Source organism: Arthrobacter sp. HMSC08H08 (assembly GCF_001807575.1).
GTDB lineage: Bacteria > Actinomycetota > Actinomycetes > Actinomycetales > Micrococcaceae > Pseudoglutamicibacter > Pseudoglutamicibacter albus.
Genome location: NZ_KV789403.1, coordinates 47,125 through 65,678, shown reverse-complemented (window position 1 = coordinate 65,678; position 18,554 = coordinate 47,125). Strand labels below are relative to the sequence as shown.

The 18,554-nt window shown below is 59.0% G+C and carries 14 protein-coding genes; 5 read left to right on the top strand and 9 right to left on the bottom strand.

The window, feature by feature from the left end; all coding sequences use genetic code 11:
* Positions 1 to 246, bottom strand: a 246-nt coding sequence (locus HMPREF3175_RS08355) for an SDR family NAD(P)-dependent oxidoreductase (protein ID WP_141742509.1), incomplete at its 3' end; no start/stop codon positions are given.
* Between the two features lie 41 nt (positions 247 to 287).
* Positions 288 to 1,352 (bottom strand): cyclase family protein, encoded by a 1,065-nt coding sequence (locus HMPREF3175_RS08350; RefSeq protein WP_070491856.1) that lies wholly within the window; start codon positions 1,350 to 1,352, stop codon positions 288 to 290.
* A gap of 373 nt (positions 1,353 to 1,725) precedes the next feature.
* On the opposite strand from HMPREF3175_RS08350, the gene HMPREF3175_RS08345 reads away from it, so the two are divergent.
* Entirely contained in the window at positions 1,726 to 3,306 is a 1,581-nt protein-coding gene (locus tag HMPREF3175_RS08345; RefSeq protein WP_070491853.1) for a GMC family oxidoreductase, read from the top strand.
* An 81-nt stretch (positions 3,307 to 3,387) separates the two neighbouring features.
* Here the strand turns inward: HMPREF3175_RS08345 and HMPREF3175_RS08340 are convergent, their stop codons facing one another.
* Positions 3,388 to 4,908 (bottom strand): short-chain fatty acid transporter, encoded by a 1,521-nt coding sequence (locus HMPREF3175_RS08340; RefSeq protein WP_083289520.1) that lies wholly within the window; start codon positions 4,906 to 4,908, stop codon positions 3,388 to 3,390.
* A 260-nt stretch (positions 4,909 to 5,168) separates the two neighbouring features.
* On the opposite strand from HMPREF3175_RS08340, the gene HMPREF3175_RS08335 reads away from it, so the two are divergent.
* The gene (locus HMPREF3175_RS08335; protein ID WP_070491850.1) at positions 5,169 to 5,399 is read left to right on the top strand and encodes an amphi-Trp domain-containing protein; all 231 of its coding nucleotides are present in this window, start codon (positions 5,169 to 5,171) and stop codon (positions 5,397 to 5,399) included.
* A gap of 142 nt (positions 5,400 to 5,541) precedes the next feature.
* On the opposite strand, the gene HMPREF3175_RS08330 is transcribed toward HMPREF3175_RS08335, so the two are convergent.
* The 4 genes from HMPREF3175_RS08330 to HMPREF3175_RS08315 all read right to left on the bottom strand — a co-directional run bounded on the left by HMPREF3175_RS08330 (position 5,542) and on the right by HMPREF3175_RS08315 (position 11,203).
* On the bottom strand, positions 5,542 to 6,108 hold the full coding sequence (locus tag HMPREF3175_RS08330) for an NADPH-dependent FMN reductase (RefSeq protein WP_035756474.1): 567 nt from the start codon (positions 6,106 to 6,108) through the stop codon (positions 5,542 to 5,544).
* Positions 6,109 to 6,840: 732 nt separating this feature from the next.
* The gene (locus HMPREF3175_RS08325; RefSeq protein ID WP_035756473.1) at positions 6,841 to 7,542 is read right to left on the bottom strand and encodes a DUF3800 domain-containing protein; all 702 of its coding nucleotides are present in this window, start codon (positions 7,540 to 7,542) and stop codon (positions 6,841 to 6,843) included.
* Between the two features lie 190 nt (positions 7,543 to 7,732).
* On the bottom strand, positions 7,733 to 10,402 hold the full coding sequence (locus HMPREF3175_RS08320) for a YhgE/Pip domain-containing protein (protein WP_070491847.1): 2,670 nt from the start codon (positions 10,400 to 10,402) through the stop codon (positions 7,733 to 7,735).
* Positions 10,403 to 10,420: 18 nt separating this feature from the next.
* The gene (locus HMPREF3175_RS08315; protein ID WP_035756469.1) at positions 10,421 to 11,203 is read right to left on the bottom strand and encodes a TetR/AcrR family transcriptional regulator; all 783 of its coding nucleotides are present in this window, start codon (positions 11,201 to 11,203) and stop codon (positions 10,421 to 10,423) included.
* Positions 11,204 to 11,561: 358 nt separating this feature from the next.
* On the opposite strand from HMPREF3175_RS08315, the gene HMPREF3175_RS08310 reads away from it, so the two are divergent.
* Positions 11,562 to 12,578, top strand: coding sequence for a DUF808 domain-containing protein (locus tag HMPREF3175_RS08310; RefSeq protein WP_070491843.1), 1,017 nt, complete (start codon positions 11,562 to 11,564; stop codon positions 12,576 to 12,578).
* A gap of 257 nt (positions 12,579 to 12,835) precedes the next feature.
* Here the strand turns inward: HMPREF3175_RS08310 and HMPREF3175_RS08305 are convergent, their stop codons facing one another.
* Both HMPREF3175_RS08305 and HMPREF3175_RS08300 read right to left on the bottom strand, forming a co-directional pair.
* Positions 12,836 to 13,693 (bottom strand): cytochrome c biogenesis CcdA family protein, encoded by an 858-nt coding sequence (locus HMPREF3175_RS08305; RefSeq protein WP_070491840.1) that lies wholly within the window; start codon positions 13,691 to 13,693, stop codon positions 12,836 to 12,838.
* Positions 13,694 to 13,789: 96 nt separating this feature from the next.
* Positions 13,790 to 14,677, bottom strand: coding sequence for a DsbA family protein (locus HMPREF3175_RS08300; RefSeq protein ID WP_083289517.1), 888 nt, complete (start codon positions 14,675 to 14,677; stop codon positions 13,790 to 13,792).
* Between the two features lie 194 nt (positions 14,678 to 14,871).
* Between HMPREF3175_RS08300 and HMPREF3175_RS08295 the strand changes: the two genes are divergently transcribed.
* Positions 14,872 to 16,599 (top strand): BCCT family transporter, encoded by a 1,728-nt coding sequence (locus HMPREF3175_RS08295; protein WP_070491831.1) that lies wholly within the window; start codon positions 14,872 to 14,874, stop codon positions 16,597 to 16,599.
* Between the two features lie 413 nt (positions 16,600 to 17,012).
* Entirely contained in the window at positions 17,013 to 18,545 is a 1,533-nt protein-coding gene (locus HMPREF3175_RS08290; protein ID WP_256174314.1) for an ABC transporter substrate-binding protein, read from the top strand.
* Positions 18,546 to 18,554 lie beyond the last annotated feature (9 nt).

The following is an 18,554-nucleotide window of genomic DNA, read 5'->3' as shown; positions in this document are numbered from 1 at the left end:
GACTGCCGCCAATCTTTGCAACAGAGCCTTATTGACCAAGCGGGTGATCGGGCCGTCGGCAAGCGCCTGCTCCAAGGCAGCGCGAGTGGATTCCGGGTCGGAAAGATCGCAATGGATAGCGTCGTCTCCGGCACGATCCAGGATGACTGTTTCGTAGCCAGCATCGTGGCATTTCTTCGCGATCGCGGCACCAATACCGTTGGCCCCGCCAGTAATCAGGACACGTTCAGGGGTAGCAGTGGACATCAGCAAACCTTCTCAAATAGGGGAGTGGAAGTGTGTGGAAGCTAGATCGTGGCGATCGGGTTGAGCGGAGAACCTGCCGCGCCTGGAAGGTGAAGCGGCGGGGCGGTGAGCAGGAACGCGCTCCGGCCAGCCTCACGCAAGGCGTGGGCGAGATCTTGGGTGTACCAAAGCTCACCGAGCGGAACCCCGAGCTTGAAAAGGCAATGCTCGTGGAGTGGAAGGATCGCGGCAGGGCCCTCAACCGGCAACGCTGGATACAACTCAACCGCAGTGTTATCCGCAGCGATCGCCGCGATGCCCACATCAGTGATCCACTGCAGCAACCGCTGATCCCGCCCATCGAGCCCAGCACCCAGCGATTCGAGCTTCTGCGAGTCAGGCTTGCCGCCCATCGCCATCAGTTCCGTCGCGAACCCGGTGTGGACCACCATGATGTCGCCCGGGCGGATATCCAGCTGGTCTTCTTTGATGATCCTTTGTAGGTCATCAAAGCCGATGGGTTTCCGGCCCCTGCCAGCATGCTTTTCCACATCGATCAGAATCGCGCGTCCCTGGATAGGGTGCTGCGCCATCGAATGGATGCCGAGCGGCCCGAAATCGGCCGTCGATGTGGACGGATCAGTGACGCTGCAGTCTTCCGGACGCTCCGGAGAGTGGACGTCAGTTCCGGCCCGGTAGCCGTTGTAATAGACGGGTTCCGGGACGCCGTCACCGTCTGCATCGAACATAGACCCCGCGTGAGCCAGGGAATCCCACTGAGTTGAGTACTGGTTGTGCAGGACCACGAGGTCATCGTTGAGCACGTCGGTTGCGCCCTCATGCACCTGGCTGATTTGGCAATTCGCGTTGACCAAACCGTTGCGCAGATTAGGCCGGTGTACCGGCGGCAAACGGTTCGGGTTCAACACGGTGCCGCCAGGCAGGGTGAGCGGAAGGCTCAGCGAAAAGGTGCGGTGGTCCCGGACTTCGGCGAAGCCCTCCCGGACCTTCTCAGGGGTGAGCAGATTCAGGCGTCCAAGCACATCGTCGGGTCCGAAGTCACCCCAGGTGGAGCCTTCAGGCTTCGCCACCCAGCGGTTGTTTTCTGTGTTGCGGTGCGTAGCCATAGAACCTCCATTTATATGCGTCTGCTTCAAGTTCTAAGCGATTTATGCAAGAACTGTCTAATTGTTTGTGCATATGAATCTTGATTAAAAACCTATGACGCCCAGGGCTGAGTGCCTCATGCCTGTTTGACCGCGAAATCACACGATTCTTCGGCGGGTACATGGGAAGGTTCTGGTGGGTGATAGGGGGCCGAGCTGACGCAACCCCCGTCACGAAAGCGAAACAAAACCGAGGCGTAAAGGGCTCTTCAGTGCCAGGTGCGATCACTTCTGTAAAGTGACATAGGTCACAGGGTTTTCGGTTGGTGTACCGAAGTTGGAGTACCGAACGGTGCAACTGCCGTAGCCATGGCTTACTTCGCAGGAGACATCCATGTCAGAACACAACACTGAAACGAGCACCTATCGCGCAACGGATTGCCTCGTCATCGGCGCAGGCTCAGCAGGCTCCGTCATCGCCCGCCGCCTCCTCGACGCCGGGCACACCGTCACCGTCGTAGAAGCTGGCGGTCAGGACGCCAACCCGGACATCGACGACGTCTCCCGCCTTGGCCTGCTCTGGAGTGGGCCACACGACTGGGACTTCGCTACCACCCCACAAGCCAACGCCGCCAACCAGCAGATCCAGATCCCGCGCGGCAAGGTCCTCGGCGGATCCCACGCACTCAACGCAACCATCTGGGTTCGCGGTGCTAAAGAAGACTTCGACGGCTGGGCCACCGAACACGACTGCGCTGGCTGGGGTTGGGACGACGTCCTCCCATACTTCAAAGCCATCGAAAACTATCCCGAAGGCGACCCGGAAACCCGCGGACACGACGGCCCGCTCGACGTCCGTACCGACTACTCTCGCCACCCCATCCAACAGGCCATGTATGACGCGGCCGTCGCCGCCGGCATGCCAGAGAACCCGGACTACAACTCCGGTGAGGAAGACGGCGTTGCATGGATGCAGCTGAACATCCGCGACAAGAAGCGCTTCAACACGTGGCGCGCCTACCTCAAGCCCGAGGCCGACAACCCAAACCTGCAACTCATCACCAACGCAGAAGTCGAGACCCTGACCCTGGACGGCAAGAAGGTGACCGGTGCGCGGGTTATCGTGAACCGCGACGGCGCTGAAGAGACGGTAGATCTTGTTGCGGGGGAGACGGTGCTCGCCGCGGGCGCGTTGGGTTCCCCGGTCGTACTGATGCGTTCGGGTATCGGCCCGGCCGACCACTTGAAAGAGGCCGGGGTCGATGTGGTGCACGACCTTCCGGGCGTCGGCCAGAACCTGCACGACCACCTGCTTTCTCCGGTGGTGTGCACTACCGAAAAAGAGCTGCCGCCAGTGGTTGAGGCGGCCGCCCAGGTGCACTTCTTTGCGAAGTCCTCGCCTGACCAGCCAGTGGTGGACACCCAGCCGATCTTCTTTAGCGTGCCTATGTACACGCGTCACGCGGCGTTCTCGATGACCGGCCCCGACGCCGGCTTCTCACTGTTGGCGGGGATTGTGCGGCCGAAGTCCCGCGGCTCCATCAAGCTCACCGGCCCAGGCGTCAAGGACCCGTTGGAGATCGACCTCTCCGCTTACGAGCACCCTGACGACCTGGAGGCGATGAAGTTCTCGCTCCGCCAATGCCGCGAGATCGCGTCGCAGCCACAACTGACCGAAGAGTGGGGCGCCACCGAGCTGTATCCGGGGCCTGAGGTCACGGATTCTGACACCGATCTTGAAGAGTACATTCGCGCAACCAGCACCACCTACCACCACCAGGTTGGAACCTGCGCGATGGGGGCGGGCGAGGACGCCGTCGTGGACCCGGAGACCTTCCGCGTCTATGGCGTTGACGGCTTGCGCGTTGCCGACGCAAGCATCATGCCAGTCGTGACCTCTGGCAACACCAACGCGCCATCCGTGATGATCGGCGAGAAAGCCGCAGCCCACATCACCGGCAAGCAACCGTTCTAGGGGCGGAGACATGAGCGGGGGGTGTCGCGACTCATCGCGACAACCCCCGCTCGGCTGTTCAGACAGCCTCGTGGCTGTGGCTTAGGCGAGGAGGAAGCCCCACACCAGAACGGAAATCGTGTAGATAATTCCGAGCACCACGAGGATCAGCACAAGGTAGCCCATCACATCGCGGAGCTTCAGCCCGGAGATCGCGAGCGCGGGCAGAATCCAGAACGGCTGGATCATGTTGGTCCACTGGTCACCAATCTGAATAGCCATCGCTGTGGCCGCCTGGTCCGCGCCCAGCGCGGTCGCGGCTTCCGCCATCACCGGTCCTTGCACGGCGAACTGGCCGCCGCCCGAAGGCATGAAGATGTTCAAGAAACCAGCGGAAATGAATGACCAGAACGGCAAGGACTCCGCGGTCGCGAACGCACCGAACGCATCCGCGACAGCGACCGCCAAACCAGTCGCGCTCAAAATAGCCATGATGCCCGCATAGAACGGATACTGGACGATGAGGCCAGTAACGATCTTGACGCCATCATTCACGGCCGTGAGGAAAGCCGATGGGCGCGTGAACAACAGGACAGCGAGGAACAACAGCATGAAGTTCACCATGTCCAGGTTCAACGCTCCACCCTTGAGGCAGTAGCGGGCCGCGAACACCATCGCGATCAACCCGAAACCAATCCCAACAACCCGGGAATCATTCAACCGGCTAGCAATAGTTGGGGCATCATCCTGCGCAGGCTTCGCCACTACCGTGCCGTAAGCGGCCCGGTCAATCTCACGCACCTTCGACGGGTCCGTGGGATGCAACAGCATGTTGAACAGCGGCAAGATGATGAGCGTCACCAACGTTGTCAGCAACATCTGCGGGGTGAAAACCGTCTCCGACAACGGGATGACACCCACTTGTTTCTCCATAAAGCTGCCGGGCGTAGCCAACAGCAGCGGGACTGGAGCCGAAATCCCAAAACCAAAAACAGCAAAACCCGAATAGCCCGCGGCAATAGCGAGCGGATAATGCAAGCCCTTAACGTTCATCGCGAGCTTTTGCGCAACGATGCCGCCCATCACCAGGCCGAAGCCCCAATTCAGCCAAGAACCAACGCCAGCAACCAGAGTTGCCGTGACGATAGCGACGCGCGGCGAATAAATCTTAGAAGCCAAGCTATCCAGGAAGCGATCCACCGGTGGTGTCTTCGCGAGCACATAACCCGACAACAGCACCAAAGTCATCTGCATTGAGAAGGCCAACAGGTCCCATAAACCTGCGCCCCAGTAATCGACAACCTTGAGTGGGCTGGTGCCGCGAACTATGACCGCTAAAGCCATCGTTGCGACCGTCAAGAATATTGCTATAACAAACGGATCCGGTAAATATCGATCCATCAGATTCGAGAAGAACTGGACCGCCGCTTCAAGCGGCCCGCGCCTCTTCCGTCTGGTCTGTATTTGGCTGGTCTGTATTTGGTTGGTCTTTAGTTGTGTGGTTTCTGTCCGTGTTTGTGTTTCCGTTTGTGCGGATTGTGTTTGCGTTGTCTGCAAGCCATCTTCTTCTGGTTCTGCTTGCTTTTGACGCTTCCGCTTGAGGGTTAGAACCCCATTTTTCATCATTCCCCCTAAGGGCTCGTTGAGTGTTCGCTTTTACACACTTTCAACGCCGCGCGGCATCGCGTTAACGCCCGGCGAAGAGGACCCCTTTCCGTAGCTGCAAACTGGTATGCCGCGGACGTTGAGAAAGAGCGTATGCGCTGTGGGAGGGCGGGACGACGAACATGACGAAATGCAACGCGCCCCCCGGTCTGCTTGCGCAACGCCGGTTGTTAGTCCAGCGTCACCCTGTGTTTCCCTGCGAGTGTTTCAATGGGTTCATGAGCGAGAAACTTTTTGAACACGAATCTGAAGAGTCCATGAGCCGTGAACAGGCCGCCGCCCGCCTGCGCGACCTCGCCGATGCGCTTGAACGCCAGAACAAGGTGCGCGTCCAGTCCGGTGAGACAGACGTCGTCGTCGACGTACCGGACCACGTCGGTTACGAATACGAAATCGAAGTCAAACAGGGCGGAAAGTCGGAGATCGAAGTCAAGATCTTCTGGAAGTAGGGCAGCCGGGCCGGCCCTCCTAAACGACAGCTCCGGCTGTAAAACACCCCTAAACGCAACGATGCCGCCGGGCACTGGACATGCCAGTGCCCGGCGGCATCACGCTTGTCAGCGGCCCTTACGGATGCAACTGAAACCGCAGTTACGAACGCAGGGGGCGCATCGCGCCTTCAACCCGCTGTAGCTCTTCAAGCATCGCCTTCGCGGCGGCCTCATGATCCTCGGTGGCAACGAACTCGCCGTCCTCGAGGTGCTTCGCGAAACCATGCAACGCGACCTGCTCCGTGATTGGGTGCAGCTTGAGCGTGGACGCGATCGGCTTCAGTGCCTGCACCGCACGCATACCACCCGATGCACCGCCGTAGCTGACGAATCCGAGCGGCTTATAGTTCCACTCGGCCCACAAATAATCCAGTGCGTTCTTGATCGACGCCGGGAAGCCAAAGTTGTATTCCGGCAGCACAAACACGAACGCATCCGAACCATCCACGAGCTCCGACCACTTCTTGGTGTGCTCATGCTGATAATCCCGCAGCCGTGGATGCTTCGGTTCATCCATCAACGGCAAGTTGATCTCCGCGAGGTCAGCCACCTGAACCTCGAACCCGCCATGCTCACGGGCAACCTTCTCAAACCACTGCCCAATAGGCAGGCCTGCACGGCCCGGCCGGGTGCTAGCAATCACGATGGTTAACGTCGGCTTAGCCACGAAACGTCCTCCGAAAGTCGATACGAAAACTCCCCACAACATCCTAAACAGGAGGTGCCGTGTCTGTTTAGTAACGCGTAGAGCGGAGGCTTCGGTTACCGTTTTGTTTTACTGAGAAGTGCGCAAGGAGGGGGAGACAGTGGAAGATATGGCTGTTAGAATTGTGTATAGCTCATCTGCCATGTGTAGACGGAGTATCTGAGGCCGTCCGTTTCTCGGGCGGCCTTTGCTTTTGCCAGTATTCACGGCACTCTTTCTCCAGTTTCTTCCTCCGATGTTTCTGCGTCACCGGGTAGGCAGTTACAAGTAGGACGTAACTAGGTTTTTGGTCGAAGACAACGACGTAGGAGTAATCAGGCAAGGAAATTAGATAACGGTTCGTCCTTGGTATGGACCGAGAGCTAATCCACCAGTGCACCTTTTCTAACGAGGGGTATGCCGAACAAAACTCCTCGACTATTGGTCGAATCCAATGCAGCCTCTGGCAACGTGTAGTGTCCACTTTCCGGTTCTCTTCAGGAGTCTGCTGAGGTCCTTCGGAGATAATGTGCCAAAACCACTTCGGTAAGTCATTCACCAAAGGGTGATGGCGAAAACTTAGACGAAGGTTGCCTTTGGGCCAACGAAGATCGGATCCTACAAGATCGTCAGTGAGTTGCTTCAACAAGGACGCTAGATAAGTTTCCTGATCGAGCTCAGGCGGGCAAGGAGCTCCGGGGGACAGTTCTATCATCATTGGACCTCTTGAGGCGTCCACTGGAAAATATTGACTTTCTTCTCCGAGGGGAGCGTCTTCTCGGTGAGAGTCTTTTGAGATCTTGAACGAATTCGTTCGACTAACTGCAATTTCGCGGAACTCGAGGTCAAACCTCGGTTGGCATAGTTAACTGCGCCGATTAACAGGTCTGCGAGTTGCAGAAGGCCCACATGGTGGGACTCCAAAATCTGAACCCGCCGAACCTTCTTTTTGTTGAAGTCATAGTTCGAATTAGCAATAACGTTATGGAGCTCCCGAACCTTTTCGCCGCTTCGGGTGTCCTTCTTGTCCAAATAGATGTTGACCGTCCCAAGCCCACCGGGGATTAGCGGCTTAAAAAGGAGGAACAACATCTTGTAGTACCAAGTGTCGTGGTCCTGGCTGAACCTCCCATGAGCTAGGCCCTTTTTGTCAGCGACGATCGCGCGGAAGGACAGGTCATCATCATCGAAAAAGTAGTCAATGAGATCCAAATAATAGTCAATCTTCGATGGCGATACCTTGGTCCACTTCGTTTCGAATTCATGGGATAACCCATGCTTCTTCCGTATCTCATGGAGTCGTGAAAGCACTTCAGGAGTTTTTGCCTGAGGGCAAGAAACTGCACCAAGAACTAGGTACGGCATCTGATCATTTTCAAGATGCGTGCTCTCGTCGCAGTAAATGTTGACGTCCATGGTTGCTCCTGAAACATGAGAATGACGATCAGCTTTGTAGCCAGCGTTCCCTGGCTATACTTTCGCTCTCAATCTTCTCCATCTTAGGTCAGCAACCCCGAGGCCCCGGCCAACACCGAGGCGCCGGCAAACACCGAGGCGCCGGCAAACACCGAGGTGCCGGCCAACATCGAGCCGCCGCTAACGCGGCCTACGCGTCGACGTCGGCTTCCGCCTCAGCCTTTGCTTTCGCCTCGGCTTCGGCTTTCGCTTGGGCGGCTTGCGCTTTCTTCTTCTCGCGCACCTTCCGCTTCGCCTTCTTCCGTGCCAACCGCAGCTTCTGCCGCTCGATCGCCCGAGCGCGCCGCTCAGCAGCCTCGGCCTTGATCTCGGCGTGCTCTTCCTTCATTCCCTCAATCGCAGAGGACTTACCTCCACCCGGAAGCCCAGGCGCGAGCGTCGCCCAGTCACGCACTACCTCAACGCGCGTCACCAGGAAGCACGCGAGCACCAGCATCAGGAACCCGGCGATCAGCCACCCCATCAGGATGCTCGCCGCCACGGACGTACTGAGGATCACGCCGCCACCAATCAGGGAACGGAACGCCTCAACCGTGTACGTCATCGGCAAGTGCGGGTGAATATCGCGCAGAATCCCCGGCATCGTCTGCCACGGATACGTACCGCCCGCCGAGGCGATCTGCAACACAATCAGGATCAGCGAAAGGAACCGCCCCGGTGCCCCCAGCAGGCTCACAAGGCCCTGGTTCACCGCGAGGAACGCGAGCGAACCCAGCGTCACCAGCCCCCACAACAGGAACGGGTGCGCCACTTCAAGACCGAAAATGAACTGCACGATGATGGTGATGATCGCCGCTTGAACGATCGCCATGATCGCCGCCCGGCTATAGGAGGCGAAGGCCATCTGAATGAACGAATACCACTTGCCGCGGTATTTACGCACCAAACGCTCAGGGATCGGCGCGAGCAGCATGAAGAACGCGATACCGCCAATCCACAACGCGAGCGACATGAAGTAAGGGCTCAAACCCGTACCGTTATTCGCCATCTGGTTGATGCGCTCCAACTCGCCGGTCACAGGTGCTGAGTTCACCTCGGACAGCTTCTTCTTCTCATCCTTAGTGAACGCCGGAACCTTATCCGCGCCATCCTTCAAACCAGCGGTGAGCTCGCCGGAGCCATCCACAAGATCGCCCAAGCCGCTGTTGAGCTGGTTGGAGCCATCGTGGGCTTTCTGCGCGCCATCATCGAGCTTGCCGGCGCCCGCTTGCAACTGGTTCGTGCCATCCCACAGCTTGTTAGCGCCATTCGACAACTCGCCCGCACCCGCATTCAGTTTGCCGATACCAGCCACCAACTCTGGTGCCTGCTGAGCCAACTGATGCGTGCCTTCCTTGAGCTGCTGAGCACCCTTGGCGAGCTCAGGGGACTTAGCCGCCAACTGGCCCAAACCGTCCGAGAGCTTAGTCGCCCCCGTATTCAACTGGCTCGTTGCGGTGTTCAGCTCATTCGCGCCGCTCTTGATAGCGGCGTTACCCTCACGCAGCTTCTGCAGTAGATCACCCGGAACCAACGGTTTCGAGCCACCAGACAAACCCGCGCTTTGGGCGGCTTGCCGCACCGAATTGATTCCCGCGCGAATATCAGCGGTGTCCTTCTGTGCGGTCGCAAGACGCTGTGCGAACTGAGGGTTCTCCTTCAGAAACTGCTGGAACTCCGGGGAGCCATTCAGATCCGTGAGGAAACCTTCAATCCGCTGTGCGGCCGGGTCCAGGTTGATCGTGACGTCCGGGGTCAGCGCCTCGAAATCTTTCTGAGCCTTCTCCAAGGCACCCAGCAGCTGATCATTCGCGCCAGTCAGGGTCTGCGCGCCCTGATTCAGTTGAGTGATCTTGCTGTTGAGCTCACCCGTGCCTGAGCTCAACTGCTTCGAACCTGCAGACAACTTCTGGATCGCATCGTTAGCATCACCGGCACCCTTGGCAAGCTTGCCGGCACCTGTATCCAGTGCCTTCGCCGCACCAGGCAGTGATGCCGTCTTGGAGCTCAACTCACCCAAGCCACCGGCGAGCTCGCTCGCGCCGCTCGAGAGCCTGCCCGCACCAGAGTTCAGCTCGCCCGAGGCACCACGCAAACTACGCGTACCATCGGCCAGCTGCAACAGCCCCGAGCTCAACTCGCCTGAGGCATCGTGCGCTGTGGAGGCACCATCGGTGACCTTACCGGAACCATCCGCGGCCTCATTGAGAGAACCGTTGATGTCCGTGAGGCTCACATACACGTTCTCCAGGTATTCCTTAGCGAACTGGGAACGCAGCTCCGTGGTCAGCTTGTTCTCAACCGAGGAAGCGATCTGACCCATGATGTAGTTAGTCGAATCGTTGGTCTGGATCGTGATGTGCGCCGAGGCTGCATCCTCAATCGAGGCTTCCTTCTGAGAAGCCTTCGCCGCATGCGCCAGATGATCCGTGAACCCCTCCGGGATGGTCAACACCGCGAGCGCCCGACCATGATCCAACGCGTTCTTCGCCTCCGCCGCGGTGGCGGTGTCCCAGTTCAGGTTCTTGTCCGAATCACTCTCCATCAGCTTCTTGGTGAGCTCATCACCCACATTGATGGTCTTGCCCTTGACCTCCGCCGCGGAATCCTCATTCACGATCAACGCCGGAATATGGTTGAGGTTGCCCGTCGGATCCAAGTTGGAGAGGATCAGCATCGTCGCATAAATCAACGGGATACAGCCCACCGCAACCAAAGACACCGCGAGCCGGCCGTACTTCTTCAGGAAACCCTTGAAGCCGCCCGGCTGCGGTGATTCTTCCGCCGGATGCTGTTGCTGTGACGGTGTGTTTGAAGCCATAAGTGTGAGCTCTTAAATCTAGGAAGTCTGAATGCTGGTAGCGTGCCCGGGCCGGTGTTGAGGCCATAGCACTCGTTGTGCGAGGTCTTGAAGGGTTGTGGCTAGCCGTTCCACGGTCTCGTCGCGGGTTCCGGTGAGCCAACCGATCGCCGCGCCAGCGACCCCGTCGGAGACGAACTGCAGCTGTTGCGCCAAACTTGGCTCGTTGGAATCAGTGTGGTGTTCCTCAAGCGGGGCGGGAGTCGCGAACGGGTTGTTCCCCGTGTCCAGCCCTTCCTCGTACGCGAACGCATTCCACAGTTGCCGCGCCAACGCGTGAGCGATCGCCTGCACCACCCGATAACTACTTGGCCCCTGGGTGACGTTGAGGAAGAAATCCCTATCTTCTTGCAGATGGTTCAGTAGGTTACGGATCGCGTCCGTACTACGCCTAGTGCTTCCGCCTCTGTGGTTCCCGGCGACGGGACCGTCCTGCTCCCAAGCAGTGAACAGCAGCTGCTCGAGGTTGTGGACGGCGGCTGCCACGGTGAGCCCGGTCAGGTCACCAAAATGCTGATACAGCGTGGGCCGCGATGTGTGTGCTTCACGTGCAACCATGGACGCAGTGATCTTATCGATCGGTTGTTCCCGCAACAGCTCGGTCATCGCGGTGATCAGGGTGTCACGCGAACGCATGATGCGCGGGTCAACACCATCCGATGCCTTAGCGTCGGTCGCGTCGGTTTGTTCAGACTGCGCGGTCTGTGGCGCTGTCTGTTCACTGTGCGCGGCTTGTGCACACTGCACGGCGTTGATAGTCACGAGCCCCTCCACCAATCTCGTTGTCAATAACCTTATGTAGAGAACCGTTCGTACAGAACCACTTGTACTCAACCACGGTATATCTTACATCTGTAAAAGAGCCTACATGTGTGGGTTCGTCCAAAGCAACGGGTGTGAGACGCATCGCACCGTGCGTGAGTTCACTCTGGCCTGTACGGAAGTTTAGCCGAGCCAGTGCAGAAGTTCACTCGGGTCCGTGCGGTGCCGCATCGTTATCCAGCAGAGTGCAGTGCCGCGTGGGTAGCCAGCCTTGCTGGTGCAATAGTCTTGATCTCATCATTAGCTTTCGCGGTTGCTGCGTTCGCGGCATCCGCTGATCAGCCCCAAGGAGAATGCCATGGCCGGTGGGCTTGCCGCTTTGCTTGACGATATTGCCGCGATAGCGCGCGCCGCTGCCGCATCGTTGGACGATGTTGCCGCCGCAACCGGCAAGGCAACCGCGAAGGCCGCCGGGGTCGTCGTGGACGATGCCGCCGTGACTCCGCGTTATGTCCAGGGGATCACGCCGCAGCGTGAACTGCCAGTGGTGTGGAAGATCGCGCGCGGCTCCATCATTAATAAGCTCGTGATCATCCTGCCGCTCATCATGCTGATGAGCCAGTTCACCCCCTGGCTGTTGACCCCGCTACTCATGGTGGGTGGGCTCTTCCTGTGTTTTGAGGGCGCGGAGAAAATATGGGAAGTCATCCGGGGGCATTCGGAGGCGGAAAAGCCGCCGGCGTCCTTCCAAGGCGCCGCGGAGGAGAAGCAGATCGTGCGTGGAGCGGTACGAACTGACCTGATCTTGTCCGCTGAGATCATGGTGATCTCGCTGTCCGCGGTGGATGGAATGGGTTTCTGGATGCGCCTCATCTCGCTGATCGTGGTGGCGCTGGTCATCACGGTGGGCGTGTATGGCGTGGTCGCGTTGATCGTGAAAATGGACGATGTTGGCCTTGCTCTGGCCCGGAAGCCCGCGACCGAGAAGCTTGGGACCGGCATCGTCAAAGCGATGCCGGTGGTCATGAAGGTGCTTTCGGTTGTGGGTGTGGTCGCGATGCTGTGGGTCGGTGGGCACATCTTGTTAGTCGGGATGCATGACCTCGGTTTCCACCCCATCTATGAGTGGGTGCACCACGCTGAAACCGCGGTCGCCGCAGCAACCGGTGGTGCGGGCGCCGTGCTCGGCTGGCTCACCAACACGTTCTTCTCCGCAGTGCTCGGCTTGATTCTAGGGTCCGTTGTGGTCGCGGTAGTCGCCGGCGTTCATGCTGCGATGTCCGGCAAAGGTGGGAAGGCTGCGGCGGCTGGCGAGGCGGGTGCGCCTAGCGAGGGAGGCGCAACTGGTGAAAATGACACAGGTGTCATGGGCTGATGTGCAGTCCCTAAGCGATGCGTAACGATGCAATAACGTTTCCTTCAAGCAGTGGATAAAGGTTGCTCGTTCGCATAGATTGGTTCACAGGTGGCGCACAGATGTTCGGCTGTGAGGCTGCCGCTGACCTAGGCGGATGCGCCTTGGAGATAAACAGCCCCGAAGCGGCGAATGACCCGCCGCGCCGGGGCTGTTTCGCATTTAAACAGTTGATGCATTCGGGCAGCTGATGCATGAGGCCGCGAGCCCCGCGTCACTTACTGCTCGTCCCGCGCTTTTCCGCGGGCTTGCTCGCGGTTGCGTTCACGCGCGAACCACCACCACAGCAACAACAGCGCAACCGCAACGATCACGATGATGTCGATCCACACATCGGACAGCGCGGCAGCCTGGGTTTGGAGCCACATCTGAGTCTCCAACGGAACCAGCTGAGGCGCGGTCACCAAACCATTCGTCGTCCAGAAAAGAACACCCACGGCGATCATCAAAACACCCGTGATCACAGACACCACATGGAACTCACGCCCGGCAACCGTGAACGTGCGGCCCCGCAACACGCCACGGCCACGGGCACCGAGCCGCTGCCACAAAAGCGCGATCACAAACAACGGAACCACCATGCCCGCGCCATACACGGCCATCATGAACCCGGACATCCACGCACTACCCGAGGTCGCAGCAAGTGTTAGGACCGAACCCAGAATAGGGCCTGCACACGCCCCAGCCAGTCCCGAAGTCAACCCCAGCAACAGGCTCTTGATGAGCCCCGTGGCCATCGACGTCCGCTCATGCACCGCATCAGAGCCCGGGATCCAACGCGCAACATCGAACCCCAGCCCGAAAATCTGCAGCACACCCAAAACAATCAGCACGATGGCCGCCACAATGATCATCGGCGTGCGGTACGCATTAAACAGCTGCGCCAGCGCACCCACACCAAGCCCCAGCGGGACCAGCACCGCGACCATGCCCACAAAAAACACGAGCGAATGCACCACCAGCCGCGCACCTGACCCCGCGACCGTCCCGAAATACGCTGGCAACAACAACGCCGAACACGGGCTCAACAACGCCAGAGTCCCACCAATGAACGCGGCAACTACGCCAATATCCATGCGTCCCCTATGCCCTCACACTCAGCGAACCACACAGCAAGCAAACCTCACAGCGAGCAAACCTTCACTGCCGGCAGGCCTTCGCAGCCGGCCGGGCTACTCAGACTCCTGCTGCTTCAGCTGCTCCTCGATTTTCAACTGCTCCTCGATGAACGCCTCAAACTGTTCCGTCGGCTGCGCGCCGCTCACGGGGCGGGTTCCAACAATGAACATCGGGGTTGAGGTCACACCAAGTTGTGCGGCACGCTGCTGATGCTGTGCCACCAGCTCCGCGATCTGCTTCGACCCCAAGTCAGCCTTGAACTTCTTAACGTCAAGCCCCAGATCCTCAGCGATCTCCACCATTTTCTCTTCTGGGAAGCTCTTCATCGGCTCCCCACCCGGATACAGCGCCTTCTGGAACTCGAGGAACTTACCTTGCTCGCCAGCGGCAGCCGCGGCACGCGCCGCCTTAACCGACTCCTCGCCGAATACGTTCGCCTCACGGAATTCAATACGCAGCTTGCCCGGCTCAACATATTTCTCCATCAGAACCGGTAACGTCTTAGTGGTCCACAACGCACAGAAACCGCACTGGAAATCGGAATACATGATCATCTGCACCGGCGCGTCCGGCTCACCCACCGCCAACGTGTCCTCAGGGTTGCGTTCCGGCAGCGACTTGATCAGCTCCAGCTGAGCCTCCTCCTCGCTGCTGCGCTCGCCCTGGTGCTTGCGCTGCTCATCGACCGCCGCGTCTTCCGCCGCATAATCCGGCGCGCCACTACCGCTGTTGCCGTTCGCGCCGCCGGAACCTCCGCGCAGGACCACCACCAACACCACAGCGATAATCGCCGCCACAATCACGATGCCGGGGAACAGATACGTACGCCACGCCGGCGCACTGTTAGTGGCAGCGGCAGGGGTGCTTCCGGCAGCGTTCTCGCTAGATTCCTGAGCGGCTTCCTGATGAGCTTCCGATGGGGTAGGGGGCTGATGCGACACGCGGGCTCCTTATGGGCTCCGTAAATGAGGTAGAGGCGTGGCCTATTTTTCCACGTATACAGAAAGGTGCAACTATTAGCCGGTAAAGCCTGAGTCGATTAAGCACGCACGATAAAGCCTCCGCATGACCAAGTTGATGCCCTAGCGTCACTGTAATCACGCGAGTGTCATAATCCATCTGCCATAATGCCTCTATGGCAAAAACAGCAACAACTGATACTGAAGCGCACGTACGCCCAGGTCAGGCATCACTCGTCAAATGGGTTTTCTGGCCCACTGCTGTGATCGTGGTCGGCTTGTCGGTCATCACCATGATCAAGCCAAAGCTCATGGAAGTAGCGTTCCAATCCATCACATCGTGGATTACATCCAACTTCGGTTGGTGGTACGTGCTCCTAGCTTTCGTTTTCGTGGTGTTCTGCGTGGCGTTGGGATTGTCCAAGAAAGGCGACATCAAACTAGGTAGGCCGGGCGATGAACCTGAGTTCTCGCTCATGTCCTGGTTCGCACTCCTCTTCGCAGCAGGCATGGGTATCGGCCTCGTCTTCTTCGGCGTCACCGAACCGATGTCCCACTTCGTTGAACCACGCCCAGGCGAAGACGTCTCCGGCGTCATCAGCGACTCCACCGAACACGGCGGGGAAGTAGCAACCACCACCGCGAACCGAGCGCAATCCGCGATGGCAACCACGTTCCTTCACTGGGGCTTCCAGCCGTGGGCCATCTACGTCATCGTGGGCCTCTCGCTCGCGCTAGCGATCCACCGCCGCGGCCGCCCACTGTCCGTACGTTGGGGTCTGGAGCCGCTCTTCGGCGAAAAGCGCGTCAAGGGTGCGTTCGGTAACGTCATCGACGTCATCGCACTCGTCGGTACCGTCTTCGGTGTCTCCACTTCCCTCGGTTTGGGTGTCAACCAGATCACCGCAGGTATGGCCCACATGGGGTGGGTCGATGAATCCAACCCGTGGATCAAATACGTCCTGATCGCCGTGGTCACCGCCTGCGTCCTCTGGTCCGTACTCACCGGTGTTTCCAAGGGCATGAAATGGCTGTCGAACACCAACCTTGTGCTCGCCGGCGGGCTGCTTCTGTTCTTGCTGATTGTCGGGCCAACCCAGTTCCTGCTCAAAGAGTTCGTCCAGTCCATCGGCTACTACCTGCAGAACTACCTCGGCCTCTCCATGAACACCTCCGCCTTCCAGGGCGACTCCGGTGAAGCATGGCAGGCCGGCTGGTCCACGTTCTACTGGGGCTGGTGGATCGCCTGGTCACCATTCGTGGGTGTCTTCATCGCACGCATCTCCCGCGGCCGCACCGTCCGCGAGTTCATCCTCGGCGTCATGGGTGTCCCAGCGACCATCACCTTCCTGTGGTTTGCGATCCTGGGCGGTAATGCGATCTACCGCGAAATTCACAAGACCCCAGGCTACGAATCGATCATCGGCCCAGACGGGGCCGTCGATTCGAACGCGGCACTGTTCCAGATGCTCGCGCAAATCCCAGGCTCCGCAATGTTGATTGTGGGCGCAATGTTGCTCTCCGCGATCTTCTTCATCACATCCTCGGACTCCGGTTCGCTCGTGATGTCGATGCTCGCAACCGGCGGCGACACCGAACCGCGTTCCTGGATCCGTGCGTTCTTCGCAGTCGCAACCTCCGTGCTCGCAGCAGCCCTGCTGATGGCGGGCGGACTCGAAGCGCTCCAGGCCGCCTCGATCTCCGTGGCGCTACCGTTCTCGTTCGTCATGGTGCTACTAGCGATCGCTACCTGGAAATACCTCGGCGATAACGTGCGGCGCAACGAGAAACTGCGGCGTGAAGCGTTCATCGAAGAAATCGGTGAGGCATACGGCCTCGAAAGCGAAGAAACCGGATCCGTCACCAAGAAATCAGATACGTGGTGGCGCGGCCTACGGAAATAGCTACAACACAGCACTAGCTTCATAACAGTTCCGATGAAGCTGTATCTACAGTTCACATCAACAGCCCGCGTGGGGAAGGCCTGGCCTTCCCCACGCAGGCTTTAAACGGCCACGTAAAAAACACAGCCAACAGCAGGCTATGAACCGCTTTCCGGTAGGCTATTGTGCACTTGAATGCCCCGCGCATCGTAATGTTCCGCTCAGCACAATGCTTGCTCTGCATTGAGCGCAAGCATCCCGTGAACGCGCGCTCGCGCCAATAGGCACAACACCGGCGCCCGCGCCCGCCGCGTCACGGACCACACTGAAAGGCCACAGCCATCAGACGCCCCGCACTGCTCCAGCGAGTCAAAGACGCCCGAGCCCAGCAACACAAGCAAGCTCAGCAGCACAACCGAGCCCGGCACACCCGGGTGCACGCCCGCACCCAGACCGGCCGCCGTATCGGCGTGCTCGCGCGCATCACTGCCGTCATCGCTGCAGCAACGCTCACGCTCACCGCGTGCGGCGCCGGCGGCAGCAAGAGCGAGGGCGGGAATAAGGACGCGGTCACCGTCGGCCTCACAGCCGCACCAGCGAACCTCGACTTCACCACCACATCGGGCGCTGCCATCCCGCAAGCGCTCATGACCAACGTGTATGAAGGGCTCGTGACCGTCAACCAAGAAGGCGAACTGGAACCACTGCTCGCCGAATCCTGGGACATCTCCAAAGACCGCACCGAATACACGTTCCACTTGCGCGAAGGCGTGAGGTTCTCCAACGGCACGGAATTCAACGCCGAAACCGCCAAGTTCTCGATCGAACGCGTCAAAAGCAAAGCGTGGAAGAACGGCCTCAAAGCCGGCATGGACGTCGTTAAAAAAGTTGAGGCCATCGACAAGAAAACCCTCAAAGTAACCCTCAAGCAGCCGTCCCAAGCATGGCTGTGGGACATGGCCACCCTCATCGGTGCGCAATTCGCGCCCGACGCGGTCGACAAACTCGCAACCGAACCCGTGGGCACCGGCCCGTTCACCGTCACCAAATGGGACAACGGCCGCACCCTGACCCTCGAAGCACGCGATGACTATTGGGGTGAGAAACCGGCATCCAAGAAAATCACGCTCCGCTATTTCGCAGACGCAACCACGGCAGCCAACGCACTCAAAACCGGCTCCGTGGACGCGATCCCGGCCTTCCAAGCCCCGGAACTCATTCCAAGCTACGAAAAGAACCCCAAATTCACGGTTCAACGCGGCACCACAACCGGCAAAGTCATGCTCGCGATGAACAACAAGAAACCGCCCTTCAACAAGCTGGCCGCACGCAAAGCGATCATGTACGGCATCGACCGTAAAGCCGTCATCGAATCCGCGTGGGGCGGCTACGGCGACCTGCTCGGCGCACCCGTGGTCCCAACCGACCCGTACTTCGAAGACCTCAGCGGCGAATACCCCTACGATCCAGATAAAGCCGCCAAACTCGTCGAGGAAGCCGGCATCAAGGGTGAAACTGTGACCATCGCAACGCCATCGCTGCCGTATGCGACCGCTTCCGCGCAGGTCATCGTCTCTGACCTGAAAAAGATCGGCCTCAACGCCAAAATCGAACAACAAGAGTTCCCGGCCGTGTGGCTCGATAAGACCTACACCAAAGGCAACTACACGCTCTCAGTGATCGCCCACGTCGAACCTAAAGACCTGTTGAACCTGGTTCGCGGGGACTACTACTTCGGCTACGACGATTCCCGTATCGCGGAGCTACGCGCCTCCGCGGACGCTGGCGACGATAAAGAATACGTGCGCGATATGAAGAAACTCGTGCGCAAAGCCTTCGTCGAAGACGCCGCCGCCAACACGCTCTTCCTCATGGCCGGCATCACCGTCATGGCTGAAGACATCGAAGGCATGCCAAAGAACACGCCAACCACCGCACTCGATCTCACCAAGGTCCGCCACCGCTAATGCGCAAGC

What these genes read in the sequence shown, in the direction of transcription:
- HMPREF3175_RS08350 (WP_070491856.1), bottom strand. Translation starts at nt 1,352, where the DNA reads ATGGCTACGCACCGCAACACAGAAAACAACCGCTGGGTGGCGAAGCCT.
- HMPREF3175_RS08345 (WP_070491853.1), top strand. Translation starts at nt 1,726, where the DNA reads ATGTCAGAACACAACACTGAAACGAGCACCTATCGCGCAACGGATTGC.
- HMPREF3175_RS08340 (WP_083289520.1), bottom strand. Translation starts at nt 4,908, where the DNA reads ATGAAAAATGGGGTTCTAACCCTCAAGCGGAAGCGTCAAAAGCAAGCA.
- HMPREF3175_RS08335 (WP_070491850.1), top strand. Translation starts at nt 5,169, where the DNA reads ATGAGCGAGAAACTTTTTGAACACGAATCTGAAGAGTCCATGAGCCGT.
- HMPREF3175_RS08325 (WP_035756473.1), bottom strand. Translation starts at nt 7,542, where the DNA reads ATGGACGTCAACATTTACTGCGACGAGAGCACGCATCTTGAAAATGAT.
- HMPREF3175_RS08320 (WP_070491847.1), bottom strand. Translation starts at nt 10,402, where the DNA reads ATGGCTTCAAACACACCGTCACAGCAACAGCATCCGGCGGAAGAATCA.
- HMPREF3175_RS08310 (WP_070491843.1), top strand. Translation starts at nt 11,562, where the DNA reads ATGGCCGGTGGGCTTGCCGCTTTGCTTGACGATATTGCCGCGATAGCG.
- HMPREF3175_RS08305 (WP_070491840.1), bottom strand. Translation starts at nt 13,693, where the DNA reads ATGGATATTGGCGTAGTTGCCGCGTTCATTGGTGGGACTCTGGCGTTG.
- HMPREF3175_RS08295 (WP_070491831.1), top strand. Translation starts at nt 14,872, where the DNA reads ATGGCAAAAACAGCAACAACTGATACTGAAGCGCACGTACGCCCAGGT.